At 39.6% G+C, this 24,812-nt stretch carries 24 protein-coding genes; 23 read left to right on the top strand and 1 reads right to left on the bottom strand.

Annotated elements, in window-relative coordinates:
• The first annotated feature begins 4 nt into the window (after positions 1-4).
• The 3 genes from AC1VU3_RS07600 to AC1VU3_RS07610 all read left to right on the top strand — a co-directional run bounded on the left by AC1VU3_RS07600 (position 5) and on the right by AC1VU3_RS07610 (position 1,823).
• On the top strand, positions 5-361 hold the full coding sequence (locus tag AC1VU3_RS07600) for a hypothetical protein (RefSeq protein ID WP_480389165.1): 357 nt from the start codon (positions 5-7) through the stop codon (positions 359-361).
• A 286-nt stretch (positions 362-647) separates the two neighbouring features.
• Positions 648-1,454: a hypothetical protein gene (locus AC1VU3_RS07605; RefSeq protein ID WP_480389164.1), complete on the top strand. Its 807-nt coding sequence runs from the start codon at positions 648-650 to the stop codon at positions 1,452-1,454.
• A 24-nt stretch (positions 1,455-1,478) separates the two neighbouring features.
• Positions 1,479-1,823 (top strand): VOC family protein, encoded by a 345-nt coding sequence (locus AC1VU3_RS07610; RefSeq protein WP_480389163.1) that lies wholly within the window; start codon positions 1,479-1,481, stop codon positions 1,821-1,823.
• Positions 1,824-2,149: 326 nt separating this feature from the next.
• Here AC1VU3_RS07610 and AC1VU3_RS07615 read toward each other — a convergent pair whose 3' ends face one another.
• Positions 2,150-3,637 carry a glycine betaine uptake BCCT transporter gene (locus AC1VU3_RS07615; protein WP_480389162.1) on the bottom strand — a complete coding sequence of 496 codons (1,488 nt, stop codon included), beginning with the start codon at positions 3,635-3,637 and terminating at the stop codon, positions 2,150-2,152.
• A gap of 654 nt (positions 3,638-4,291) precedes the next feature.
• Here AC1VU3_RS07615 and AC1VU3_RS07620 point away from each other — a divergent pair.
• The 20 genes from AC1VU3_RS07620 to AC1VU3_RS07715 all read left to right on the top strand — a co-directional run bounded on the left by AC1VU3_RS07620 (position 4,292) and on the right by AC1VU3_RS07715 (position 24,764).
• Positions 4,292-4,591: a hypothetical protein gene (locus AC1VU3_RS07620; RefSeq protein ID WP_480389161.1), complete on the top strand. Its 300-nt coding sequence runs from the start codon at positions 4,292-4,294 to the stop codon at positions 4,589-4,591.
• 269 nt (positions 4,592-4,860) lie between these two features.
• Positions 4,861-5,685 carry a M55 family metallopeptidase gene (locus AC1VU3_RS07625; protein ID WP_480389160.1) on the top strand — a complete coding sequence of 275 codons (825 nt, stop codon included), beginning with the start codon at positions 4,861-4,863 and terminating at the stop codon, positions 5,683-5,685.
• A gap of 10 nt (positions 5,686-5,695) precedes the next feature.
• Positions 5,696-6,631: an ABC transporter permease gene (locus AC1VU3_RS07630; RefSeq protein WP_480389159.1), complete on the top strand. Its 936-nt coding sequence runs from the start codon at positions 5,696-5,698 to the stop codon at positions 6,629-6,631.
• A complete protein-coding gene (locus AC1VU3_RS07635) occupies positions 6,631-7,575 on the top strand; it encodes an ABC transporter permease (protein ID WP_480389158.1) in 945 nt (314 codons plus the stop codon). The genes AC1VU3_RS07630 and AC1VU3_RS07635 overlap by 1 nt, the downstream gene beginning before the upstream one ends.
• Positions 7,576-7,580: 5 nt before the next feature.
• Positions 7,581-8,714 (top strand): ABC transporter ATP-binding protein, encoded by a 1,134-nt coding sequence (locus AC1VU3_RS07640; protein ID WP_480389157.1) that lies wholly within the window; start codon positions 7,581-7,583, stop codon positions 8,712-8,714.
• A gap of 48 nt (positions 8,715-8,762) precedes the next feature.
• A complete protein-coding gene (locus AC1VU3_RS07645; protein WP_480389156.1) occupies positions 8,763-10,415 on the top strand; it encodes a peptide ABC transporter substrate-binding protein in 1,653 nt (550 codons plus the stop codon).
• A gap of 84 nt (positions 10,416-10,499) precedes the next feature.
• On the top strand, positions 10,500-11,423 hold the full coding sequence (locus AC1VU3_RS07650; protein WP_480389155.1) for a S66 peptidase family protein: 924 nt from the start codon (positions 10,500-10,502) through the stop codon (positions 11,421-11,423).
• 10 nt (positions 11,424-11,433) lie between these two features.
• On the top strand, positions 11,434-12,531 hold the full coding sequence (locus tag AC1VU3_RS07655) for a dipeptide epimerase (RefSeq protein WP_480389154.1): 1,098 nt from the start codon (positions 11,434-11,436) through the stop codon (positions 12,529-12,531).
• Positions 12,528-13,451, top strand: a complete 924-nt coding sequence (locus AC1VU3_RS07660; RefSeq protein WP_480389153.1) for a C40 family peptidase — start codon at positions 12,528-12,530, stop codon at positions 13,449-13,451. Before AC1VU3_RS07655 ends, AC1VU3_RS07660 begins: the two co-directional genes overlap by 4 nt.
• A gap of 12 nt (positions 13,452-13,463) precedes the next feature.
• Positions 13,464-14,426, top strand: a complete 963-nt coding sequence (locus AC1VU3_RS07665; protein WP_480389152.1) for an ABC transporter ATP-binding protein — start codon at positions 13,464-13,466, stop codon at positions 14,424-14,426.
• A 227-nt stretch (positions 14,427-14,653) separates the two neighbouring features.
• Positions 14,654-15,451: a hypothetical protein gene (locus AC1VU3_RS07670; RefSeq protein WP_480389151.1), complete on the top strand. Its 798-nt coding sequence runs from the start codon at positions 14,654-14,656 to the stop codon at positions 15,449-15,451.
• Positions 15,444-15,812: a GntR family transcriptional regulator gene (locus AC1VU3_RS07675; protein ID WP_480389150.1), complete on the top strand. Its 369-nt coding sequence runs from the start codon at positions 15,444-15,446 to the stop codon at positions 15,810-15,812. The genes AC1VU3_RS07670 and AC1VU3_RS07675 overlap by 8 nt, the downstream gene beginning before the upstream one ends.
• Positions 15,809-16,516 (top strand): ABC transporter ATP-binding protein, encoded by a 708-nt coding sequence (locus tag AC1VU3_RS07680; RefSeq protein WP_480389149.1) that lies wholly within the window; start codon positions 15,809-15,811, stop codon positions 16,514-16,516. Before AC1VU3_RS07675 ends, AC1VU3_RS07680 begins: the two co-directional genes overlap by 4 nt.
• Complete coding sequence (locus AC1VU3_RS07685) at positions 16,509-17,432, top strand: ABC transporter ATP-binding protein (RefSeq protein ID WP_482983215.1); 924 nt, start codon at positions 16,509-16,511, stop codon at positions 17,430-17,432. Before AC1VU3_RS07680 ends, AC1VU3_RS07685 begins: the two co-directional genes overlap by 8 nt.
• Entirely contained in the window at positions 17,410-18,336 is a 927-nt protein-coding gene (locus tag AC1VU3_RS07690; protein WP_482983216.1) for an ABC transporter permease, read from the top strand. The genes AC1VU3_RS07685 and AC1VU3_RS07690 overlap by 23 nt, the downstream gene beginning before the upstream one ends.
• 320 nt (positions 18,337-18,656) lie before the next feature.
• A complete protein-coding gene (gene rsgA / locus AC1VU3_RS07695) occupies positions 18,657-19,700 on the top strand; it encodes a ribosome small subunit-dependent GTPase A (protein ID WP_480389274.1) in 1,044 nt (347 codons plus the stop codon).
• 509 nt (positions 19,701-20,209) lie between these two features.
• Positions 20,210-20,680 (top strand): CtsR family transcriptional regulator, encoded by a 471-nt coding sequence (locus tag AC1VU3_RS07700; RefSeq protein WP_480389146.1) that lies wholly within the window; start codon positions 20,210-20,212, stop codon positions 20,678-20,680.
• Positions 20,681-20,700: 20 nt separating this feature from the next.
• A complete protein-coding gene (locus AC1VU3_RS07705; RefSeq protein WP_482983217.1) occupies positions 20,701-21,237 on the top strand; it encodes a UvrB/UvrC motif-containing protein in 537 nt (178 codons plus the stop codon).
• Positions 21,227-22,324: a protein-arginine kinase McsB gene (gene mcsB / locus AC1VU3_RS07710; protein ID WP_480389144.1), complete on the top strand. Its 1,098-nt coding sequence runs from the start codon at positions 21,227-21,229 to the stop codon at positions 22,322-22,324. The genes AC1VU3_RS07705 and mcsB overlap by 11 nt, the downstream gene beginning before the upstream one ends.
• On the top strand, positions 22,314-24,764 hold the full coding sequence (locus tag AC1VU3_RS07715) for an ATP-dependent Clp protease ATP-binding subunit (RefSeq protein WP_480389143.1): 2,451 nt from the start codon (positions 22,314-22,316) through the stop codon (positions 24,762-24,764). Before mcsB ends, AC1VU3_RS07715 begins: the two co-directional genes overlap by 11 nt.
• Positions 24,765-24,812: the final 48 nt, after the last annotated feature.

A 24,812-nucleotide genomic window follows, 5' to 3' on the forward strand; every position in this document is an offset into this window, starting at 1 on the left:
CTATGTGTTAAAAATAATAGAGGAAAACTATAAGTATCTTTTACTGTTGCTCCTAGCCATTTATCTGATTAATACTCTCTTCTTACATGAAATTACCATTTCAATTACAGTAATTATTTTGGTCCTTGGACTGGAAGGGGTTAACCATCGACAGGAAATAAAAAAACTATCTTATTCACAGCTATCAGTTATGGGAGTGGTCCTTCTAGCTGGGATCGCTTCGGTTCTTTATTTAGTTATTCTAATTCAAATCTTTATAGAGCCTCTTCAGCTTCCTATAGTGATAGTAGATATAATCATTATTTTTGTTTTTGTCATTGCAGTGTATCTGCTCTATCAATTTCTTAAAAAATTATTTTAGCGTTCTTTGGAGCACTAATGACGAGACAAAAGATAGAAAGCACCTATGGTTTTATAAAAAATCATAGGTGCTTTCTTAATTTTTGAGACTTAAGATCTCCGCTGTTTCGGACGCTTTCCCGGAGGCCAACAAGATGTTGGTCAGGAAAACGTTGTCACACGATGTGACGGTTTTAGTTTTCCCTCCCTAAAATGAGCCACAGCCGGACGCTAACGCGTGAATGTTCGCTATCTTTGTGTGGAACTTTTCTGAATTCTATACGTAGCTATAGAGGAGGTGAATAGGTATGAAGCATATTTATGAAAGATCAGCCAAGTATACTAGGTTATCTGCATTTATAGGTATTATTCTTTATGTAATCTTTCTCCAGTTTACGGATACAAACCTTAAAGAAGACTTGGGAGATTATTTTCTCGTTGCTTTTCTTTTCTTGATGGCTTTAGGTGTTTCTTTCTTTTTTCAAGAGGCAGCTAATAAGCTTCCTGCAGATGAAATAGACAAAAATCGTTATTCAACAGAATTTCTGATAAATGAGCTTAATTATCAGAGGGACATTAGTGTGATTCCGATCACTTATCTGGTATCGAATACGGGGGAGAGGCTATATAAAATTACCCCTTCTGAGGATTATCCAATAGCTAGGCTTTTCACAATCGTTGATTTGTTTAGGAAAGGACTCTTTTTTCCTGTTACATACTGTGTCTATACAATGGATGAAAAGCTAGTGAGCTACTTCACCATTAAAAACAAATGGAAGTTTGTTCAAATAAAAGTGTTTAATGCTGAAAAAGAACACCTCTCCACTGCTGTCCTTCCTTTATTTTCTGTTAAAAACAGAGTGATTGTATATGATCCTCACCATAATAAGATGTTTCAGGCGGAGGCAAAAAGCGTATACGGAGATATTGATATAGATGATTTAGAGGGGAAAAGGCTTGCTACCTATCGGTTTGGCATTTTTCCTTATGCGACACACCCGGCATTTGAGGCTCAGTCAATGAATATACATGTGTCCTTATCGAAGGATTTACTAATGAATGAAAAGCTGACATTTAATGCACTGTTTTTCTATTGGACAACCAATTCACAATAAAGCAAGGGGAGAGGGAGGATTCGCTTGATTGAAAGAATAGACACAATCTGTTTACGGGTAAGCAATTTAGAAGGGGCTAGTAAGTGGTACCAAGAAAAGCTCGATTTACACGAAACCTATAAAGGGGATACGTACCGAATTTTACGTATAGGTTCTAGTGACATACCACTAACATTGGAGGAAGGGAAACCTGTCTCTTCAGAGCAGCAATCGTATCCAATATTTTTTACGAAGGATATTCATTCGGCATACGAGAAACTTAAAGATAAAGGTGTGAATGTTAGCGAGATACAACATGATGAACCAAATCACTTTTTTACTTTTTATGATGAGGATTATAATAAGCTACAACTTTGTCACTGGGAGTAGCACTTACGTTGTCCAATAGAAAAGGTGCTTTCTGAAATGTCTTCAGAAGGCACCCTTTTTCTATTAGTTAGTTCTTAAACAGCCTAAATCAGCCCTTAATTATGGTCGTTGAAGCATTAAAAAGAAATCCTCCATAGCAAGTGGCTGAACTCAAAAAAAGGTGCTCCGTGAGCCTAACAACCCAATGATATTCGTACTTGCTTGTTTCATTTCCTCTACAGGAAAGTCTAGTGCTACTTCCTGACTGTTTGCAATGCCTAACGTACGTATTATCTTATCAACTTGCCTTTAGCTGCTATTCTACTTCATCTGCTAAAAATGAATCGTTAAACCTTCTTTTTGGGCTTCTCATCTCTTAAAGCTTTAAATAGCGAGATAACCATTAATATCATGATAAATGAAAATGGCAGTGCAGCAATAATAATCGTATTTTGCAATGCGGTAAGCCCGTTTACAGATAACAATACCAATGCGATTGTTGACTGGATAACGCCCCAAGTAAGCTTCACTGTATTTGGTGGAGTTAAAGATCCGTTTGTAGACTGCATACCAAGCACAAAAGTCGCCGAATCAGCAGAGGTTATAAAGAAGGAACCGATCAGTAAGATGGCAAACAGGGAAATAACAGTGGATAGTGGCATCGTATGGAACATTTCGAAGATAGTTAGTTCTGTTGATAAGCTAGCTAAATCCACTAGTCCATTTTTTTGGATATCTATTGCCGTTGTACCGAATGCTGAGAACCATATAGCACCTAATAGTGTGGGAACGATTAATACTCCCGTCATAAATTCACGAATTGTCCTTCCTTTGGAAACTCGAGCAATAAACATACTGACGAAAGGTGCCCAAGAGATCCACCAAGCCCAATAGAATATTGTCCAAGCGTCTAACCACTCTCGATTTCCTTCGTTAAGTGGAGCAGTACGCATACTCATTTGTACGAGGTTTGCCAAGTAACCTCCAAGGGAGTCCGTAAACATGTTGAATATTAACAAGGTTGGACCAAGCACTATAACAAACAGTAATAAAGCCAAGCCGAGAACTAAATTAATATTTGATAAGTATTTAATTCCCTTGCTTAGACCAGACCAAGCAGATGCAACAAACAATATGGTGACTACTACGATGATTAGGAATTGAGAGAATGCGCTTATTTCAAAGCCAAATAAATAATTAAGACCAGCATTAATTTGAACAGCGCCGAAGCCAAGTGAAGTTGCTACCCCAAAAGCGGTCGCAAATACTGCTAGCACATCGACTAGAATACCCCATGGGCCTTCCATTTTTTTGCCGAAGATTGGCTTCAGTGTTGATGAAATTAAACCAGGTTCTTTCTTTCTAAATTGAAAGTATGCAAGCGATAATGCAATTACTCCATACATAGCCCAAACATGTAGACCCCAATGGAAAAAGGATTGCCTTAGCGATTCTTTAAATGCTTCATCGGTATTAGGTTCTGCTGTAGCCGGATTGATCGCAAAATGTGATAGTGGTTCTGCCGCACCATAGAATACTAACCCAATTCCCATACCAGCCGAAAATAACATGGCTAGCCACGATATTGTGCTGAATTCAGGTCGATCTGAATCTTTTCCTAATCGAAGTTTTCCATATGGGCTAACGATAAAAAATAGGCTCACAAGAACCATGAGCGACATTAAGAGCATGTAATACCAACCAAAAGAGGTTGAAACAAATGTCTTGATCTTATTTGTAACGATCTCAAAACTTTCGGGAGCTATTACACCATACCCGACAGCTAAAATAATGAGTCCTATTGTAATATAGAACACTTTTGATATATTCTTCATGCCTACCTCCTAAAAATTTTAATACAAGTTTCTACTATACTAATATAGAATTTGAGAATCAACCTTTATGACCTACATAATTAATATATGATTAATATATCCTTGTTTCCAAATTACAAAACATTATCAATTGCCCATAAGTTTGTTAAAAATAATAATGGTCTCTATTTTCAGACAAAGTTAAACTGAATAATCAAATTATCATCCCTTTTCATTTTAAAAGATTTTTTCCTCATTTACTATGTCATATTTTTTAAAAAAATAATTCTGTCCTTTAATGGGTTATTTGATTAGCAGAGTTTTTATTAGAAATGAAGGTCAGCAGGTGGAAAAAGGGTTAAGGAAAAATTATTATATGCAGGAGTATTTAGAGGGATACCATTTTAATAATGAAATAATCAAAGATTGTTGGGAATTGTTACGAACGGTAGTCCTTGGACTTATTTAGAAAGCAGGATTTTCAAATGGAATTCAAAGAAGGGAAATCCTTCGATCATTCAATCAGCAAGTTGGTCACGCTCACCTTGAAGGGAAAAGTAAGGGGATCATCAAGAAAACGATAGCTACAAGAAAAATATTTAGCAATTGAGGTGTTTGTCTAGGTTGTCTTTCTTCTTCATGCATTTATTAAGTATATAAAGGAGGTGACAAAACATGCACCATAACAACTGTCATTCATGCAAGCAGTCAAAATGGGCTTCTCCAGCTCAGCCGATTGTATGTCCGCCTCAGTATCGTGTTCACGATACATTCGTTCCACGAATCCAACCGGTTATCCAACCGATTGTAAATGTAAATAGAGAGCACACGGTAAATATTCCTCAATACTACTATGCAGAAACAAATGAAACTGTAGCAGGAGAATCTATTAGAGCATGCCCTAGGTCCGGTAACGATTTTGGCTTTGGTGGCGGAGGAGGTTTCCCATCGCAATCCTTCCCTAGATTAAGATAGTTTATTATTCCTATGTCCTACTTCAAAACAAAAGCAATAGTTATTGAATAATTAGTATAGTTAAGAAGGTCACAGACATCCTAGTCTGTGACCTTCTTTTTTTATTTGATACCTTCCTTTTACATAAACTAGTCAATTCTATAGAATTTTCTTATAATAAATTGTTGCATTTGAAAAAATTTCCTCCTATAGAGATATTGAAATTTTCTATATATTTTGATAAAGTTGTTACACAAATTAGAAAATAGGCAAAAGTTGGGGGCTAAGGAATGAAGCTGTTTATATCTGTAGATATGGAAGGGATAACTGGGCTTCCAGACTATACGTTTGTCGAGTCTAATAAGCACAACTATGAACGTGCTAGAAGAATTATGACTCAAGAAGCAAACGCAATCATTGAAGGAGCACTGTCCGCTGGAGTCAAAGATGTTTTGGTAAATGATAGTCACTCTAAAATGAATAATATTTTAGTAGAGGAGTTACATCCTGAAGCAAGTTTGATAACGGGTGATGTCAAGCCATTTTCTATGGTTCAATCATTAGATGAAAGCTTTACAGGTGCGGTTTTTGCTGGTTACCATGCCAGAGCGGGACAGCCGGGTGTTATGAGCCATTCCATGATATTTGGAGTTCGTAATTTTTTTATTAATGATGTGGTTGTTGGTGAATTAGGCTTTAATGCTTATGTAGCGGGCTATTACGGTGTGCCAGTATTAATGGTTGCAGGAGATGACGGAGCCTGCAAGGAGGCAGAAAAACTAATTGATCATGTAGTAACTGTTGCAGTAAAAGAATCTATTTCCAGGTCCGCAGTAAAAACACTGCATCCTAAGAAAGCGCAAGTTCTTCTTTCAGAGGGAATTAAAAAAGCGCTAGCAAACAAAGATAAAATTAAACCTCTTATACCTCCGGATAATCCTACCCTAAAAATAGAGTTTGCTAACTATGGACAAGCTGAATGGGCAGCCTTGATGCCTGGGTGTCATATTATTGAAGGTACGACAATTGTTCAGTACAATGCCAAAGATATTCTTGAGGCATACCGCGCGATGCTTGTTATGACAGAGCTAGCAATGCAGACAAAATTTTGTTAGGAGGACTGTCATGACAAAATATATTATAAAGCGTTTCTTAATGATGGTTGTGACAATCCTTGTCATAGCTTCTCTTACTTTTGTGTTAATGCACTCCATCCCTGGATCTCCATTTAATGAAGAAAGAACAACGAATGAAACAATACAAGCCAATCTTGAAAAGTTTTATAAGCTAGATCAGCCATTATATGTACAGTACTTTTACTATCTGAAATCGATTGTGACTTTTGACTTTGGGCCATCTATTAAGAAGCCAAATGAAACAGTCAATGATTTACTCGCAAGGGGCTTCCCTATTTCCTTTGAGTTAGGAATTACCACCATTCTAGTTGCTTTATTATCTGGAATTATTCTAGGAACTTTAGCTGCTCTGAGGCATAATGGCATATTGGATTATGCGGCCATGACCTTTGCAGTAATTGGTATATCCGTGCCAAACTTTGTGCTTGCCACGCTGTTAATTCAGCAGCTTGCTGTAAATTTAGAATGGTTACCAGCTGCTACTTGGAGTAGTCCAAAACATATGATATTACCAACACTTGCTTTAGCAACAGGACCTATGGCTATCATAGCGAGGCTTACAAGGTCAAGTATGCTGGAGGTATTAACACAGGATTATATTAAGATGGCGCGTGCCAAAGGGCTATCTCCTGTACGCATTGTTATACGCCATGCATTAAGAAATGCACTAATGCCGGTGGTAACCATTATGGGTACAATGCTTGCTGGAATATTGACGGGAACCTTCGTTATTGAGCGTATTTTTGCTATTCCTGGAATGGGGAAATACTTTGTAGAGAGTATTAATAACAGGGATTATCCAGTCATTATGGGTACAACGGTTTTTTATAGTGCCTTTCTAGTGTTCATGTTGTTTCTAGTAGATATCGTATACGGCATTCTAGATCCGCGTATTAAGCTGCACAGAAAAGAGGGGGATGCATAATGACTAATATACAACCTGTATCTCCTGAAGAGATAAAAGATGAATGGTTTCGTCCAAAGGTTAAGGAAGAAGGAGAGGCAGAAGCTGTTGTTAGACCTTCCCTATCATATTGGAGCGATGCATGGAGAAGGCTAAGAAAAAATAAGCTAGCAATGAGTGGATTAGTATTTTTAGTTATCCTTGCAATTATGGCTATATTTGGTCCTATGATGACACCGCACACAATGGATGGTCAACAGCTTTCGAATCAAAATAAGGCACCTTCATTAGAGCACTGGTTTGGAACGGATGAGCTTGGAAGAGATGTCTTTACTAGAACTTGGTATGGAGCAAGAGTTTCTCTTTTCGTTGGCTTAATGGCAGCATTAATTGACTTCTTTATCGGTATTATTTATGGAGGAATCTGTGGTTATAAGGGTGGAAAAACAGACACGGTTATGATGCGAATAGTAGAGGTGTTGTACGGGCTTCCGCATTTATTAGTCGTTATTTTACTAATGGTAGTGATGGGTCCGAGCTTAACCACCATTATTGTAGCGTTGACTGTGACTGGTTGGGTAGGAATGGCCCGGATTGTAAGGGGCCAGGTACTACAAATTAAAAACTATGAATTTGTAACGGCATCGAAGTCTTTTGGAGCCAAAACTTCTCGTATAATAAGAAAAAATCTTCTCCCAAACACGATGGGTCCAATTATTGTACAAATGACCTTAACAGTACCAAGTGCAATTTTTGCAGAGGCTTTTCTTAGCTTTTTAGGGTTAGGGGTTGCTGCTCCTTTTGCGAGTTGGGGAGTAATGGCAAATGATGCGCTTCCAGTAATTTTATCGGGACATTGGTGGCGTCTATTCTTCCCAGCGTTTTTTATCTCCTTAACAATGTTTGCATTTAACGTGCTTGGAGATGGGCTGCAAGATGCACTTGATCCAAAGCTTAGGAGGTAAGGAAGATGACAGAACATCAATTGGATAATGCGAGGGAGCTTATACGAGACAGAGTCGATGAATTAGGGGCAACAATCCAAGAAGGAGATTCTGTTGCCAAAACGAGCAAGCAAAAGTATAAAAAAGTGATATCTGATGAAAAAATTCTGGAAGTGAAGGATTTGCAAGTAGCCTTCAAAACCTTTGGTGGAGAGGTTCAAGCCGTAAGGGGAGTCAGTTTTGACTTATATAAGGGAGAGACTCTGGCAATCGTGGGAGAGTCTGGCTGCGGAAAGAGCGTCACTTCTAATGCCATAATGGGTCTTATCCCTAAGCCTGCTGGCATTATTAAAAATGGCAGCATCTTGTTTAAGGGTAATGACACCACGAAAATGACTGATAAGGAATTGAGGAAGGTTCAAGGGGTAGATATTTCGATGATATTTCAAGACCCTATGACTGCCCTGAATCCTACATTGACGATTGGGGAGCAGCTCACGGAGGGATTGCGTACTCATAAAAAAATTAGTAAGCCTCAAGCAAGGCAAAAAGCCATTGAGATGTTAAATCTCGTGGGTATTCCAAATCCTCAAGAGCGTTTAAAGCAATATCCTCACCAATTTTCTGGGGGAATGCGACAGCGAATTGTGATTGCTATAGCTTTAATTTGTGAACCAGAGCTTCTGGTTGCGGATGAGCCAACGACAGCGCTTGACGTAACGATTCAGGCTCAAATTCTAGAATTATTTGAAGAGATTCAGAGAAAAACCAATATATCTATCATCCTGATCACGCATGACTTAGGGGTGGTAGCGAAAATTGCAGACAGAATTGCCGTAATGTACGCAGGTAAGATTGTGGAAATAGGAGATAAAAGAGAAATTTTTTATACCCCACAACACCCTTACACAAAAGGATTACTAAATTCCGTGCCACGTCTAGACTTGCTGGACGAGGAGCTACAGCCAATCGAGGGTACACCACCCGATTTATTTTCTCCACCAAGCGGGTGTCCTTTTGCAGCAAGATGTAATTTTGCAATGGAGGTTTGTGATCGTGTCTACCCGTTTACGGCAAACTTATCAGAAAAGCATGCGGTAGATTGTTGGCTCCAGGATGAACGAGCAAAAGCAATGCAAAGTCAAATTAAACAGGGATGAGCGCATGAAAGTGCATTCACATAAACATTAAAAAAGGGGGAACTAATTTTGAAAAAATGGTTATCGTTAATGGTTATTGCATTCCTTACAATCGTATTGGCTGCGTGTACTGCAAATGAAGAAGCTGGTAAAAAACCTGCGGATACCGATACTAAGGCTCCTGAAACAGGGGAGAAGGAAGAACCAGCTGAAGAAGAAAAAGTGCTGTATTTAAACAATGGAAACGAACCAACCTCGTTTGACCCATCTGTTGGCTTTGATTCTGTTTCGTGGAGTGCTTTAAATAACTTAATGGAAGGCCTCGTACGACTTTCACAGGACCATCAAGCAGAAGCTGCAACTGCTGAAGATATACAAGTTTCTGAAGATGGTTTAACTTATACGTTTACCATTCGCGATAATGCAAAATGGTCAAATGGAGATCCTGTCCTTGCAAGTGATTTTGTGTATGGCTGGCTGCATATGTTAAACCCTGAAACTGCTTCTCCTGCAGCGTTTTTAGCATATTTCATTGAAGGTGCAGAAGCGTATAACACAGGCGAAGGTGCTCCGGAAGATGTAGCTATTAAAGCGGTTAGTGAAAAGGTTTTTGAGGTAAAGCTAAATGCTCCTACTGAAGCATTCTTAAATATCATTACGAATCCAAGCTTCTTCCCGGTTAACGAAAAAGTTGCGACAGAAAATCCAGAGTGGTTTACAGAAGCTGAATCCTTTGTAGGGAATGGTCCTTTTAAATTGGCGAAATGGGAGCATGATACAAGCTTTAGCTTTGAGAAAAATGAACATTATTGGGACGCTGCTACTGTAAAGCTTGATCGCGTGGAATGGGCAATGATCAATGACTCGAATACAGAGTATCAAATGTACGAAACTGGGGAGTTAGATGTATCTGGAGTTCCTAGTGAGATGGCTGAACAATTAATGGATAATCCTGAGATGAAAGTAGAAGACCAAGCGGGTCTGTATTTCTATCGTTTTAACGCGTCTATGGAGCCTTTTACAAATAAGAAAGTACGTCAAGCATTTGCTTATGCTGTAAACTATCAAGATATGGTTGATTACGTAACAAAGAATGGAGAAAAACCAGCTGAAGGGTTCGTACCTTATGGTTTTGTTGGACCAGATGGGAAAGAGTTCAGGGAGACTGCAGGAAAATTAGTTGAATTCAATCCTGAAAAAGCAAAAACATTACTGGAAGAAGGAATGGCAGAGGAAGGCTGGTCTGAATTACCGGCAGTAACTTTAACTTATTCTACGAATGATACACATAAAAAAATTGCAGAAGCACTTCAAAGTATGTATAAAGATACTCTAGGAGTAGAGGTTGCTCTCCAAAGTATCGAATCAAGTGTATTTGCTACCGAGCAAAAAGAATTTAAATATCAGCTGTCTCGTTCTTCTTTCTTATTCGATTATGCAGACCCGGTAAATGCTTTAGAAAGCTTTATCACTGGTTCTTCCATGAACAGAACTACTTGGTCAAACGCAGAATTTGATAAACTGATTGCTGATATTAAAAATGAAACAGATTCACAAAAACGTTGGGCAATGTTAATTGAAGCAGATAAGATGCTAATGGAAGAAATGCCAATCTTCCCACTTCATTACTACAACCAAGTGACGCTAGAAAAACCAAATGTTTCTGGTATTGTTAGACACCCAGTCGGATATTTAGATCTGAAATGGGCAGATAAACAATAGATTATAATTATTAGATTACTAAGGGAGAAACGGCACTTACATGTATAAAGTGCCGTCCTTTCTTTATTCACAGGAGGAAGATTAATGAAATTAAGACCAAGAAGATTACAACAAGGTGACACGATTGGCATTATTGCTCCTTCAAGTCCTCCAAACAAAGATCAATTAAAGCGCTCTCTGACCTTCTTAGAAGAACTTGGATTATCTTATCAAATGGGAAAAAGTGTAGATAAAGTCTATGGATATTTGGCTGGAACAGATGAAGAAAGATTAGAAGATTTGCATGAAATGTTTGCTGACCCAGGGATTGCTGGAATTATTTGTGCAGGCGGTGGATATGGTTCAGCAAGATACGCTGATAAAATTGACTATCAACTGATGAATGAACACCCAAAAATCTTTTGGGGTTATTCTGACATAACCTTTTTACACACTGGAATGAATATCTATTCTAATATGGTGACATTTCATGGACCGATGCTGGCTTCCGATGTTGGAAAAAACACGTTTGCTGATCTTTCTAAGAAAATGTTCCTTCAATTATTTCAGCCAATGGAATTGCATTACACAGAAGATATTTCCCCTTTGACTCAGATAACTCCAGGTATAGCCAGTGGTGAATTAACTGGCGGTAACCTATCCCTGCTGGCAAGTGGGATAGGAACAAAATACGAAGTAGATACGAAGAATAAGCTTTTATTATTAGAAGATATTGGAGAGGAACCTTACCGAGTAGATGGAATGTTAAATCAGCTACGACAGGCAGGAAAGCTACAGGAGGCAGCAGGATTTGTAATAGGTGATTTTTGTGATGCGGAACCTAAAAAGAGGAAGGAATCGCTCACGTTAGATGAAGTGTTTGATCACTACTTAGGAAGCCTCGGCAAGCCGACGGTAAAAGGTTTTCAAATAGGCCATTGCCAGCCTCATTTTGCTGTTCCATTGGGCTCAGAAGCAGAGCTTGATGCTAATAATCTAACACTCTCTATTTTGCCGGGTGTGGAATAAGGAGAAGAACATGTATATCCAATCAATTGAAACATTTGATATAGCGGTACCATTAACTAAGCCATTTAAAACAGCACTCCGAACAGTGACAACCGCGTTCTCTGTATATGTAAAGGTAACTACAAGTGATGGAAGGGTAGGATACGGGGAAGCCCCTCCTACTCATGTAATTACCGGCGATTCAATGGATAGTATCCGCTATGCAATCAATAACATTATTGCTTCGCAACTCATTGGCCTACATCTGTTAGAAAAGGAAGTTGTATTTGAGCGGTTAAATAAATCGGTAGTTCGTAATACAAGTGCAAAGGCAGCGGTTGATATGGCTCTTTATGATCTCCTTGCTCAGCATGCCGGGCTGCCTTTATACCAATACCTAGGTGGATACCGGAGTAAAATTGAAACGGATTATACAGTCAGTGTAAATGAACCAGAAGAGATGGCAGAAGATGCGGCCAATTATCTAAGTAACGGTTTTGGAATTTTGAAAATAAAGGTAGGAATCGGCGAGATACAGGATGACATCGCGCGTATCAAGGCTATTAGAGAAAAAATTGGCTATAAGGCTTCACTTCGTTTAGATGCGAATCAAGGATGGAGTGCTAAGGAAGGGGTTAGAGCCATCCGAGCTATGGAGGATGCGGGTTTAGATATTCAGTTTGTGGAGCAGCCTGTCCCAGCGCATGATTTAGAAGGTTTAAAATACGTAACAGATCATACGGATACACCTATCATGGCAGATGAAAGTGTTTTTAGTGTGTATGATGCAACTAGAGTAATTAGTATGCGAGCAGCGGATTACATAAATATCAAGCTCATGAAGGCCGGTGGAATCTACAACGCATTAAAGATTAATAATCTAGCAGAAGCATATGACATAAGTTGCATGGTAGGTAGCATGATTGAAACAAAGCTAGGTATTACTGCTGCAGCCCACTTTGCTGCGAGTCAACCAAACATTCGGTATTTCGATTTCGATGCACCGCTTATGCTTGCAAAAGATTTGGTGGAGGGTGGAGTAATCTATCATCAGAATATGATGTCCTTTCCTCCAGAAAGCGGTTTAGGTGTCAAGAGTATACAAAGGGAAGGGGTAGCACCGAAATGATGTCAAAACAACCGTATGAATGGGTATGTGGAGTAAAGGTCGCTACTGTTTGGACAAATCCAGCATCAGCTAGAGAAATAGATACACCTGGAATTTCTAATCCAGTTCAAATGATGGAATGGCTAGAAGCACTTCCTTACAAAGAACGTCTTGCTCTTTGTGACGATAATCGAGTCCAAACACAGCTTTTATATGGAGAACCCGTATTAGTGGAGGATATTCAAGAAGAGTGGGCAAAAATTATTGCGGTATGGCAACCCTCTAAAAAAGACGAGAGAGGCTACCCTGGCTGGGTCCCTCTTTCTCAGCTGAAGCGTGTTACTTTGGAAGACGCTATTGGGATAGGGAGGGTAACAGTTAACAAAGCGCAAATGTTCTATCCAAATGGAGACCCATTTCTAATAGTCCCTTTCAATACTATATTGCCTGTTGTTGAGGAAAAAGAGACCTCTTATGTGGTGCAGACACCAGAAGGACAAGCTTTCATCTCTAAGAAGCAGGTTCAATTTGCGGAATCTGTTGAGCAGCTACCAATGTTTTCAGCAGAAAAAGCGGTAGACCTCGGAGAAGAGTTTTTGGATTTACCATACTTTTGGGGAGGAATGTCTCCCTACGGCTACGATTGTTCCGGCTTTACTTATAATATGATGAAAGCGATAGGTCACTTTATTCCTCGAGATGCAGGAGATCAAGCATTAGGAGGAGTAGAGTTAGCTATGGATGACCCTAAACAATGGAAGAAGGGTGATTTGTTATTTTTTGCGACGAAAGGAACAAATAGAGTTCGTCATGTAGGGTTTTATTATGGAAATGGGCAACTGCTCCATTCTCCTTCTACAGGTAAGGCGATTGAAATTTTGTTGCTAAAGGGGTCAAAGCTGGAAGAAGAGATTTGTGCTATAAGACGATATACCGTATAGGGGGGGAGAATTATGACAGAGAAAGTACTTTTATCGGTACAGGATTTAAAGCGTCATTTTGATATTGGAGCTAATCAAACACTAAAAGCGGTGGACGGTATTAGCTTTGATATTCGAAAGGGAGAAACGTTTGGTTTAGTAGGGGAATCTGGCTGTGGTAAATCCACCGCAGGTAGAACAATTTTAGGGCTTTATAATAAAACCGAAGGAAATGTTTTATTTGAAGATAAAAATGTTCATGGGATGAACGATAGGGAAAGAACAAATTATTTAAAGAAAATGCAAATGATTTTTCAGGATCCGTATGCCTCTCTCAACCCTCGTTCTACCGTTTTGGAGATCATCGCAGAGCCGATGCAGGTCCATAAGCTTTATGAAAGTAAAGCAGAAATGAAGGAAAGGGTTTATGAACTTTTAGAGGATGTAGGACTTAATAGGGACCATGCAAATCGCTACCCACATGAATTCTCCGGCGGCCAAAGACAGAGAATCGGTATTGCAAGAGCGCTAGCTTTAGATCCAGAATTCATCATTGCGGATGAGCCTATTTCTGCTTTGGACGTATCCGTGCAAGCGCAGGTTGTGAAGCTGCTTCAGCGTCTTCAGAAGGAGAAAGGGTTAACCTATCTGTTTATCGCACATGATTTATCTATGGTGAAATACCTTTCCGATCGGATTGGAGTAATGTATTTAGGGCATATGGTAGAGCTTACGACAAGTGAAAAGCTCTATGAAAACCCGTTACATCCTTATACACAGGCTTTACTATCTGCAATTCCAATACCTGACCCGGATATTGAAGAGGCTAGAGAGAGAATTATCTTAGAGGGCGAGCTTCCAAGCCCTATTAATCCTCCTTCTGGGTGTGTATTCCGAACAAGATGTCCACAAGCTATGGAGGTTTGCGCACAGAAGAAGCCAGTTTGGCAGGAAGAAGAGCCTGGCCATTTTGTAGCTTGTCATTTATATCAATAGTAAAAGATCTTGGGTTTCCCAAGATTTTTTTTATGCCGGGAACCCGATGTTCGTTGGCTCGTCCCTCGAGGTTGATTGGGAACTGACTGGGTGGCAGAGTCTCCTTCTGTGTCCCTTTTTGCTTGTTATTTGCTCATTGGAATTATTTTCTTAAATTGGTTGACATCTTTTTTAATATTAGTGTACTATGTAACTAATACACTAATATTATCAATCGGAGGAATAAAATGGGCAGAGTGAAGGGCTTAGTTTGGAAAGAATGGATGCAGTATAAAGGCATTATGATACTAGGTATTATTACGAGTGTTATTGGAACGATTGCCAGTCCCTTTCTATTAAAAAGAATGGTTGAAATGGAAGAGCATATAAGTGAGGTTCACCTTATTACCTCCTCTATGTGGATGTATGCATATATTATCTTTTTCTTGGCAATTTTCTTCACTAGTTTAGAAAAAGAGATGAAGAGACCAGATATTTGGTTCCATAATCAGTCATCAGCGTTTACGTTAGTTGGTGCAAAGCTAATAGCTGTATCGCTATTTAGTTTAGTTGGATTACTGATTAATGGTTTTGTCACTATAGTGGAGTACTACCTAATCGTAGAAGAGAATAACCTAGGCTTTGTGTCACTACTCCAATTGGAGCTTTCACTAATTGTGACGACTTATCTCGTGGCATTAGGGGCAACCATAGGTCTACTAACTATGTGGATTTTATGGCGTTTATTAAAGCCTCTTAATACATCCTTTGCATATATCGTAGCAATCGTTGTTTATTTTTACTTTCACCGAACTTATCTTAGAATTACTGAATCGGAAACGTATCAGAACTTCGCTAGTCAGTGGAAGATTCATTTAGAACCCATAGAATTGCTGGAGATAAAGGGTGCCTACTTTGCTGTTTTCATGGATTATACCAATATTTATTTATTTGATTTATTCATTAGGGCTACATTCTTAGTTATCTTATTTTTGCTATCCGTCCTGGTAATTCAAAAGAGAGTAAGAGGGTATCAATATGACTGACTTTCTACCAGACAAACCGATATATCAACAAATCATCGATAAAATATGTGGGGAAATTTTAAAGGGACGTGTGAAGCCTGGTGAAAAGCTCCCATCTGTTCGAGAGAATGCAATGGAATTAGGCGTAAATGCGAACACAATGCAAAGGGTGTATAGAGAACTGGAGTTAATGAAGCTAACAGAGACTAAAAGAGGGCAGGGGACTTTTGTGACGGAGGATCTTCACAGACTAGAATTACTTCGACAGGAAATGATGAATTCACTAGTAGAGAGCTTTATTCAGCAAATGGAATCATTTGGATTTAAGGAAGAGGAAGTCCTTATGCAGCTGAGTAATTGGAAGAGGGGGGATAGCAGATGATTCAAGTAGATCAAGTAACCAAAAAATATGGGAAGCGCGAGGCTGTAGATAGAGTGACGTTATCCTTTCCGAGAGGAAGGATCATTGGTCTGTGTGGGGAAAACGGCTCGGGAAAATCTACGCTTTTAAAATTAATGGCAGGGATATTATCGCCCGATGAAGGATCTATCCTATTGGACTGCGAGAATGTGTCCTACAAAACTGCTGCCAAAGTTGCATACTTAACCGATGCCGATGATATTTTTCCTTATTTTACGGTAAAGCAGCTATTTCAATACTATGCTTCCCAATTTAGTGATTTTCGGATGGATAAAGCAAAGCTTGTAGCCGAATTTCTCGGCATCGACCTTGATTCCTCCTTAAAAAGGCTTTCTAAAGGGAGTAGAGGACGGGCAAAGATTGCTGCGACGTTAGGGAGAGAAGTTGATTATTATTTGCTTGATGAGCCTTTATCAGGCTTAGACCCAATGGTAAGGGAGGATATTATTCGTGGCTTCCTTCGTTTTGTGGATATTGAGAAACAAACTATTATATTGTCTACACATGAAATAAAAGAGGTAGAACCGATTTTGGACGAAATCATTGTTATGCAAGCAGGTCAGGTGATTGCACATCAAAAAGTTGATGATATTCGTGAAAATAATCGTGAGGACATTACACAATGGATGAAAAGCTTGTTTAAGGAGGAGAAGATACATGGATAAGCAGCCAATTGTCAGGCTTGAAAAACTTTCAAAGGTTATAGGTAAAAAGAAGATTATTGATAATCTAAGCTTAGATTTATATCCAGGGCAAATAACTGGCTTTTTAGGGCCAAACGGAGCAGGGAAAACGACCACCATTCGTATGATGACCGGACTTATGAGACCGACAGATGGAGAGGTATTTATAGATGGGCAAGCCATTTCCCAGCACTTTGAGGAGACGATGAGTAAGGTTGGGGTTATTGTTGAAAATCCGGAGATGTATAAGTTTATGAGTGGCTATAAGAATTTAGTTCACTTTGCAAGAATGCATAAGCATATTAGCAAGGAGAGAATAGAAGAGGTAATTGCTCAGGTTGGTCTGCAAAATCGGATTCATGAGAAAGTCTCTACTTACTCCTTGGGGATGCGTCAACGACTAGGATTAGCCCAGGCATTACTTCACCGTCCAAAATTTTTAATTTTAGACGAACCAACAAACGGGCTAGATCCAGCTGGAATTCGAGAATTTCGGACATATTTGCGAAAAATTGCGAAGGAGGAAGGGGTCTCCATCTTCGTATCGAGTCACTTGTTAGCAGAAATAGAGCTAATGTGTGATCGAATTGCGGTTATTCAGAATGGAAGGCTGGTTACTCTAAAAGAGGTAAAAGAAGAGCAGTCTTCAGAATATTATTTGGAGGTTACACCGAAAGATAGAGCTCAGGAGTTCTTAACGACAAAGGAAATTCAGTTTACAAGACACGAGCATGGCCTCCTCGTATCTATAGAAAAGGACCAGGTTCCAGTCCTAGTAGGAGAGTTCTTAGCGAACGGTGTGCAGGTATATGAAATAACACCATACAAACGTACGTTAGAGGATCAATTTTTAGAATTAACAGGGGGTGGACAAATTGCTGAATCTCATAAGAAATGAATGGTTGAAGCTTTGGAGTAAGAAGGGTACTTGGGTGATGGTTATCTTAATTGCTTTGCTAATGTTTGCTTCAGCAGGGCTCGGAAAATGGATGAGTACAATGGATGACCCTGTGGATTGGAAGCAAGCTGCCAGCTCTGAATTAACAATGATTGACCAAGAGCTGAACAGTGGAGTAGTATCAGCTGATTTAAAGGACCAAAAAAGAATATTAGAGCATCGCTTGGAGAATAATCTGCCACCTGTTCAAAGCTACTCTGCTGAGGAGTACATTCTGGACGTTCCGTCTATGTTATCTGTTGTAACTCTCTTTACGGTAATTGTAGGAGCAGGAATGATTGCAACAGAATTTTCGACAGGGACTATAAAAATGCTATTAACGAGACCGGTGAAAAGGTGGAAAATACTGGCTTCTAAGTTGCTGGCGATGAGTTTATTTGCAACGGTACTTACAGCTATCACGGTAAGCTTAGGGATCATAACAAGCTATCTATTCTTTGAGTCTACTCCAGCTTATATACTAGAAGCTAATAACGGAGAAATTACAGAAATATCCTTCTGGGGAAGAGTCTTATTGCTAACTGTTCTTTCTTTAGTAAATGTGCTGGTTATTAGCGTTTTGGCCTTTATGATTGGATCTGTATTCCGCTCTAGCTCTCTGGCGATAGGTATTTCTATCTTCCTACTATTTATGGGGACGAATATAACTTATTTACTTTCCATGAAGTTTGATTTTGCAAAGTATATTTTATTTGCTAATACTGATTTATCACAATTTATAGGTGGTGAACCACTCATAGAGGGCTTAACTTTACCTTTTTCTATTTCTGTTATAGCCATCTATACAGTTGTATTTTTAGTTATTAGCTTTGTGACCTTTAATAAACGAGATATTACTGCGTAAAAAGCCTATTGCATGTTCAGAAGTGTTGTAGTATTCTGTAAATAACAAACGAAAGGAGTGGGGTATTATGGCAATTGTAACTATTAACCAACGAATCAGTCATTTCATGATGTCCCATTCTGTAAACTGGATTAAATAAGGGGGAAAGCTTGAAGTTAATCAAGCTATTCTTTTGCTATTCCATTTACTTTCTTTCTAATGAACGGGGACCATGATTGCTGATTTCGTGCAGTCATGGTTTTTTATTGCCTAATTTTAACCTTTGACTAAAAAGGGCATGATGTTTGGCTAATTATTAGGAGGAATTTAAATTGGATAAAATAGAACAATATGGTTGGAATAATAATTGGGAAGAAAAGTTAAATGGTAGAGGAATTGCTGGTAGGATTTTGTTGGAGCATAAGCATTTATATAGAGTGATAACAAATGAAGGGGAATGGCTGTGTACATTATCCGGAAAGTTTAAGTTTGAGCAAGGGCGAGAGATGTTTCCAGCGGTAGGCGATTGGGTAGTTTTAGAAAAAATGCCTGGGGAAGAAAAAGGGATTATCCATGCTGTACTACCTCGTGTTTCTCAATTTTCCCGAAAGGTAGCTGGTTCTACAACGGAAATACAGCTAGTAGCAGTAAATGTGGATTATGTGTTTCTTGTGATGTCACTTAACCATGACTTTAATATTCGCCGTATGGAGCGTTACTTACTTGCGGCTTGGGACTCAGGGGCAATTCCAGTGATTGTACTAACAAAAAAGGATATGTGTGAGGACTTGGCGTATTATCTAAGTGAGGTAGAGTCAGTAGCGTTTGGGCTAGATGTCTATACAGTGAGTAGTGTCACTGGGGAAGGCATAGAACAACTGTCCAACTTACTGGGAAATGGAAGGACAGGAGCATTGCTTGGTTCATCAGGTGTTGGAAAATCTTCTTTGATCAATGCTTTATCTGGGCAAGAAGTAATGACGGTAAGTGATATCCGAGAGGATGATAGTAAAGGAAGACATACTACTACCCATAGAGAGCTAACCTTGCTACCTAATGGCGGTCTATTGATAGACACGCCAGGAATGAGAGAATTTCAGCTTTGGGATAATAGTGAGGGCGTCAGTGCCAGCTTTCAAGATATCGAGGATTTGGCATTAAATTGTCGCTTTCGAGATTGCGAGCACAAAAAAGAACCCGGTTGTGCTGTCCAAGAAGCTATTCAAGACGGCAGGTTAAAAAATGAGCGATATAAGAGCTACGTAAAGCTCATGCGAGAGCTTGCCCATATCGAAAGGAAAAATGATATGGTGGCTCAAAAGGCGGAACGGGATAAGTGGAAGCAGCTATCCAAGTCGCAAAAAGGTTTTAAAAAGAAAAGATAAGTAAAACGGAATATAAATTTTCTCTTTGAGGTAACCTGAAACTACTGACTATTTTAGTCGGTAGTTTTTTTATCCCGCATTAAGGGACAGTAAGACTCCGACTTCAAGCTGGCAAAAGACATGAGACAGCGAAGTGGGAGATCAACTGTCCTAAAAGCCCGATTGGTTCAACTAATGATTGGCGGGGGATGAAAGAAAACCCCCACCAATCAAAGTTTCACTTTATAGGATAAGACGATGACAAAACCACCTAGCTTTGCTTGTCGGAGCAGAACAGGCGCTTGCGCATTTCGTGGTGTCCAGTTCCAGCGCCTTGCCCCTCGAGGTCAAATGTGAAAAAGCTGTGGTGGCCGGAGAGCTGCCTCCTCGCTTTTCCCCATTTGCTTGTCAGAGCAGAACAGGCGCTTACGCATTTCTAGGGAAAAGCATATGAATTGCATGGGAAAAAGAATCTCGTTATAATATAGTCAAAGATAGTCAAAGTCAGTTTGCGGAGAAGAGGTGAGAAGATGAAAAATATATCTGACATTATAGAAGGGTATTTAAAAGCGATTATAGAAGAAGAAAGCAAAGGACAAATTGAAATTAAAAGAAGTGAAATTGCTGAAAAGTTTCAATGCGTCCCATCGCAGATAAACTACGTAATTAATACTCGGTTTACCCAAGATCGTGGTTATTTAGTAGAGAGTAAGCGCGGGGGTGGAGGGTATATTCGAATCCTTCGAGTCCGTGCGCATACAAAGGCTGATTTAATTGAGCATATAATAAATAGTATTGAAAATGGTGCCTCAGAATCGGTTACGGAAGATATTGTATTTCGATTACTGGAGGAAGAAGTAATTACAAAAAGAGAAGCAAAACTGCTCTTGGCTGCTCTTAGTAGGAATACGCTGAATATCCCTTTTCCAACAAGAGACAAAATAAGGGCACGCCTTCTAACTGCGATGCTGCTTACTTTGAAATATGAGAAAAATGATTAGGAGACGGGGTGTGTTGAGAAGTGATTTGTGAAAATTGTAAACAAAGACCTGCCAAAGTAACAGTTACACAAGTTCATAATGGTGAACACTTTGAAAGACATTATTGTGAGGTATGTGCAAGTGGACTCAACCCGTTTTACGTAGAATATAAACAGGACCCGCTCTCCTTGCATCAGTTATTGTCTAATTGGTTTAACCATGCAGAGCAACCAATTCACCATAGACAACAAAGACCTGCAATTGCCTGTGAAGAATGTGGATGGTCTATTCAACGCTTTTTGGATGAAGGAAAATTTGGTTGTGCTAACTGCTATAATAGCTTCCGCGATCAACTACCCACGGTCTTAAAAAGATTGCATAATGGGAATGCTACCCATGTGGGAAAAGCGCCGGGTGCTATTGGAGAGAGAATAGCTTTGAAAAAACGAATTGATAGTATTCGGGACCAAATGAAAGAAGCGATTGAAACAGAACAGTTTGAACAAGCGGCGAGACTTCGCGATGAAGCGAGGGCATTAGAAAGTCAACTTGCCGGAGGTGAAGAAGATGTCCATTGATCATTTTTTAGATAACTCTATCTCCAGTTGGATGGAAGGTAATGGAGAGCATTCCGATATTGTGATGAGCACTAGAATACGATTAGCTAGAAACTTGAACGGCTATCGTTTTCCATTAGCATTTTCGGAGGATGAAGCACATAAAATTGACCATTCTGTCTCTTCCACTCTCATAGACGCAGATGAGCATTTAAAGATGAACTTTTCCTCTATTCAAATAAAAGATATACCGGAGCTTAGTAGACAGGTACTGGTTGAGAAGCACTTAATAAGCCCAAAGCTAGCAAATTCACCTGAGACTGGTTCTGTGTTGTTATCTGAGGATGAATCGGTAAGTGTCATGGTCAATGAGGAGGACCATATCCGGATTCAATGCTTATTTCCAGGTCTTCAAATAGAAGAGGCATATAAGCAAGCAGATACCATTGACAGATTATTAGAAAAAGAACTACCGTATGCCTTTGATGAGCAATTTGGTTACTTAACAAGCTGTCCAACAAATACAGGCACAGGCTTACGTGCTTCTGTCATGATGCACTTGCCGGCACTAACCAAAACGAAGCAGATGAGTAGAATCATAACGATTATTTCCAGGTTAGGAATGGTAGTGCGAGGCATTTACGGAGAAGGTAGTGAAGCGCTCGGCAATGTGTACCAGGTGTCCAACCAAACTACGTTAGGTAAAACCGAAGAGGATATCTTGGCCGATCTTCAGAGTATCACAGAGCAAATTATCCAAAAAGAGAGAGAAGCTAGAGATACTTTGCTAAAGCATTCTCCAAATACATTAGAGGACCGGCTCTACCGTTCCTTGGGAATCCTTTCTTATGCAAGGCTCATGACTACGGAGGAAGCAGCACGTTGCCTTTCAGATGTCCGTTTAGGAATTGATATGGGGCTAATCAAAGATGTGGATGAAACTATTTTAAATGAATGCATGATCTTTATGCAGCCTGGTTTTCTACAAAAGTTTGCAGGCAGTTCATTAACCACAACAGAAAGAGATATGTTTCGAGCGAAGTTGTTAAGGGAACGTTTGCAAAAAGGAGAAAAAGAGAGAAAAGGAGAGAAATCGCATGATGTTTAATCGTTTTACACAAAGATCCCAAAAAGTACTACAATTGGCTCAAGAAGAGGCAATTCGTTTAAAGCATGAATCAATAGGAACAGAGCATATCTTGCTTGGTTTAATTCGAGAAGGAAGCGGAATTGCTGCGAAAGCATTAGATGCTATCGGAGTGGACCCGAAATTAATTGAAAAGGGAATTGCAGAACTAGTAGGTACAGGAACAGAAGATGTTGGCCCGATTGTACACTATACACCTCGTGCGAAGAAGGTAATTGAACTTTCCGTAGATGAATCTAGAAAACTTGGTCATTCTTATATCGGCACAGAGCACTTGCTTTTAGCGTTAATTCGCGAAGGTGAGGGAGTAGCTGCACGAGTATTAAATAATTCAGGTGTAAGCTTAAATAAAGCTCGTCAGCAAGTTCTTCAGTTATTGGGAAGCTCCGATCAAGCTCATGGAAGCAATGGCAATAGCAGTGCTGCTCCAGCTAGTACGCCAACATTAGATGGTCTTGCAAGGGATTTAACACAAATTGCAAGAGAAGGTACATTGGATCCTGTTATTGGTCGAAGCAAAGAAATTACGAGGGTAATTGAAATACTTGCTCGTCGTACTAAAAACAACCCAGTATTAATCGGAGAACCAGGAGTAGGTAAAACAGCTATTGCTGAAGGTCTTGCTCAACAAATTGTACAAAACGAAGTACCAGAAATACTACGTGATAAACGTGTCATGACATTAGACATGGGAACCGTGGTGGCAGGAACGAAATATCGCGGTGAATTCGAAGACCGTTTGAAAAAAGTAATGGATGAAATTCGCCAAGCGGGCAATGTCATTCTATTCATTGATGAGCTGCATACTTTGATTGGAGCAGGAGGAGCGGAAGGTGCAATTGATGCTTCTAACATTTTGAAACCTGCCCTAGCTCGTGGAGAAATTCAGTGTATAGGTGCAACTACGCTTGATGAATATCGCAAATATATTGAGAAAGACGCAGCTTTAGAACGTCGTTTCCAACCTATTCAAGTAGATCAGCCTTCAGTAGACGAAGCAATTCAAATTATTTACGGCTTAAGAGATCGTTACGAAGCTCACCATAGAGTGAAAATTTCTGATCAAGCTGTTGAGGCAGCGGTGAAAATGTCAGACCGATATATTTCAGATCGCTTCTTACCAGACAAAGCAATCGATTTAATTGATGAGGCAGGATCAAAGGTTCGTCTTCGCTCTTATACAACTCCGCCAAACTTAAAGGAACTAGAAGCACAGCTAGAGGCTGTTCGTTCTGAAAAGAATGCTGCTGTACAAAGTCAAGAATTTGAAAAAGCAGCTTCCTTTAGAGATAAAGAGCAAAAAATTAAAGATAAATTAGAAGAAATGAAAGATAGCTGGAAAGAAAAGCAAGGAAAAGAAGAATCAGAAGTAACGGTAGAAGATATTGCTTCCGTAGTATCCATGTGGACTGGTATTCCGGTTTCCAAGCTAGCACAAACAGAATCGGAGAAGCTGTTAAAATTGGAAGAAAAGCTTCATGAACGTGTTATCGGGCAAAAAGAAGCGGTAGATGCAATTTCGAGAGCAATCCGTCGCGCGCGCGCAGGCTTGAAGGATCCAAAAAGACCAATCGGTTCCTTTATTTTCTTAGGGCCAACAGGGGTAGGGAAAACAGAGTTAGCTCGTGCGCTTGCAGAGGTTATGTTTGGTGACGAGGATGCAATGATTCGCGTAGATATGTCCGAGTACATGGAAAAGCATTCGACTTCTCGTCTTGTAGGTTCTCCTCCGGGATATGTTGGATTTGATGATGGAGGCCAGCTAACAGAAAAAGTCCGTCGTAAACCTTATTCTGTCATCCTTTTAGATGAAATAGAAAAAGCGCATCCAGATGTGTTTAACATTCTCCTTCAAGTATTGGAGGATGGACGCTTAACAGATTCTAAGGGCCGTACAGTAGACTTCCGTAATACAGTGGTAATAATGACATCTAACGTTGGAGCAGATGCTCTGAAATATAACAAATACGTTGGCTTTAATCTTCAAGATAATGCAAAATCAGATTATAAAGACATGAAAGGAAAAATGTTAGAGGAATTGAAAAAAGCATTCCGACCTGAATTCCTAAACCGTCTAGATGAGATGATTGTGTTCCACTCACTTGAGAAAGAACATCTAAAAGAAATTGTGACGCTTATGACTGAGCAGCTGGCAAAACGCTTGAAAGAGCAAGGGATCGATTTAGAGCTTACTCCAGCAGCACAAGACAAAATTACTTCTGAGGGCTATGATCCGACATACGGAGCACGACCACTACGTCGAGCACTTCAGAAGCATGTGGAAGATAGACTTTCTGAAGAATTGTTAAAAGGAACTGTTCTAACAGGTCAGCACGTAGTATTTGATGTAGAAAATGATGAGTTCGTCGTACGAACAGCAGAACCAGTAACAGAAGGCTAATAAAATTACGGCATTCCGAACGTGAGAACGGAATGCCTTTTTACATAG

The organism is Psychrobacillus sp. Z16_25 (genome assembly GCF_056856695.1).

What these genes read in the sequence shown, in the direction of transcription:
- AC1VU3_RS07605 (WP_480389164.1), top strand. Translation starts at nt 648, where the DNA reads ATGAAGCATATTTATGAAAGATCAGCCAAGTATACTAGGTTATCTGCA.
- AC1VU3_RS07615 (WP_480389162.1), bottom strand. Translation starts at nt 3,637, where the DNA reads ATGAAGAATATATCAAAAGTGTTCTATATTACAATAGGACTCATTATT.
- AC1VU3_RS07620 (WP_480389161.1), top strand. Translation starts at nt 4,292, where the DNA reads ATGCACCATAACAACTGTCATTCATGCAAGCAGTCAAAATGGGCTTCT.
- AC1VU3_RS07625 (WP_480389160.1), top strand. Translation starts at nt 4,861, where the DNA reads ATGAAGCTGTTTATATCTGTAGATATGGAAGGGATAACTGGGCTTCCA.
- AC1VU3_RS07630 (WP_480389159.1), top strand. Translation starts at nt 5,696, where the DNA reads ATGACAAAATATATTATAAAGCGTTTCTTAATGATGGTTGTGACAATC.
- AC1VU3_RS07635 (WP_480389158.1), top strand. Translation starts at nt 6,631, where the DNA reads ATGACTAATATACAACCTGTATCTCCTGAAGAGATAAAAGATGAATGG.
- AC1VU3_RS07640 (WP_480389157.1), top strand. Translation starts at nt 7,581, where the DNA reads ATGACAGAACATCAATTGGATAATGCGAGGGAGCTTATACGAGACAGA.
- AC1VU3_RS07650 (WP_480389155.1), top strand. Translation starts at nt 10,500, where the DNA reads ATGAAATTAAGACCAAGAAGATTACAACAAGGTGACACGATTGGCATT.
- AC1VU3_RS07655 (WP_480389154.1), top strand. Translation starts at nt 11,434, where the DNA reads ATGTATATCCAATCAATTGAAACATTTGATATAGCGGTACCATTAACT.
- AC1VU3_RS07660 (WP_480389153.1), top strand. Translation starts at nt 12,528, where the DNA reads ATGATGTCAAAACAACCGTATGAATGGGTATGTGGAGTAAAGGTCGCT.
- AC1VU3_RS07665 (WP_480389152.1), top strand. Translation starts at nt 13,464, where the DNA reads ATGACAGAGAAAGTACTTTTATCGGTACAGGATTTAAAGCGTCATTTT.
- AC1VU3_RS07670 (WP_480389151.1), top strand. Translation starts at nt 14,654, where the DNA reads ATGGGCAGAGTGAAGGGCTTAGTTTGGAAAGAATGGATGCAGTATAAA.
- AC1VU3_RS07675 (WP_480389150.1), top strand. Translation starts at nt 15,444, where the DNA reads ATGACTGACTTTCTACCAGACAAACCGATATATCAACAAATCATCGAT.
- AC1VU3_RS07680 (WP_480389149.1), top strand. Translation starts at nt 15,809, where the DNA reads ATGATTCAAGTAGATCAAGTAACCAAAAAATATGGGAAGCGCGAGGCT.
- AC1VU3_RS07685 (WP_482983215.1), top strand. Translation starts at nt 16,509, where the DNA reads ATGGATAAGCAGCCAATTGTCAGGCTTGAAAAACTTTCAAAGGTTATA.
- AC1VU3_RS07700 (WP_480389146.1), top strand. Translation starts at nt 20,210, where the DNA reads ATGAAAAATATATCTGACATTATAGAAGGGTATTTAAAAGCGATTATA.
- mcsB (WP_480389144.1), top strand. Translation starts at nt 21,227, where the DNA reads ATGTCCATTGATCATTTTTTAGATAACTCTATCTCCAGTTGGATGGAA.
- AC1VU3_RS07715 (WP_480389143.1), top strand. Translation starts at nt 22,314, where the DNA reads ATGATGTTTAATCGTTTTACACAAAGATCCCAAAAAGTACTACAATTG.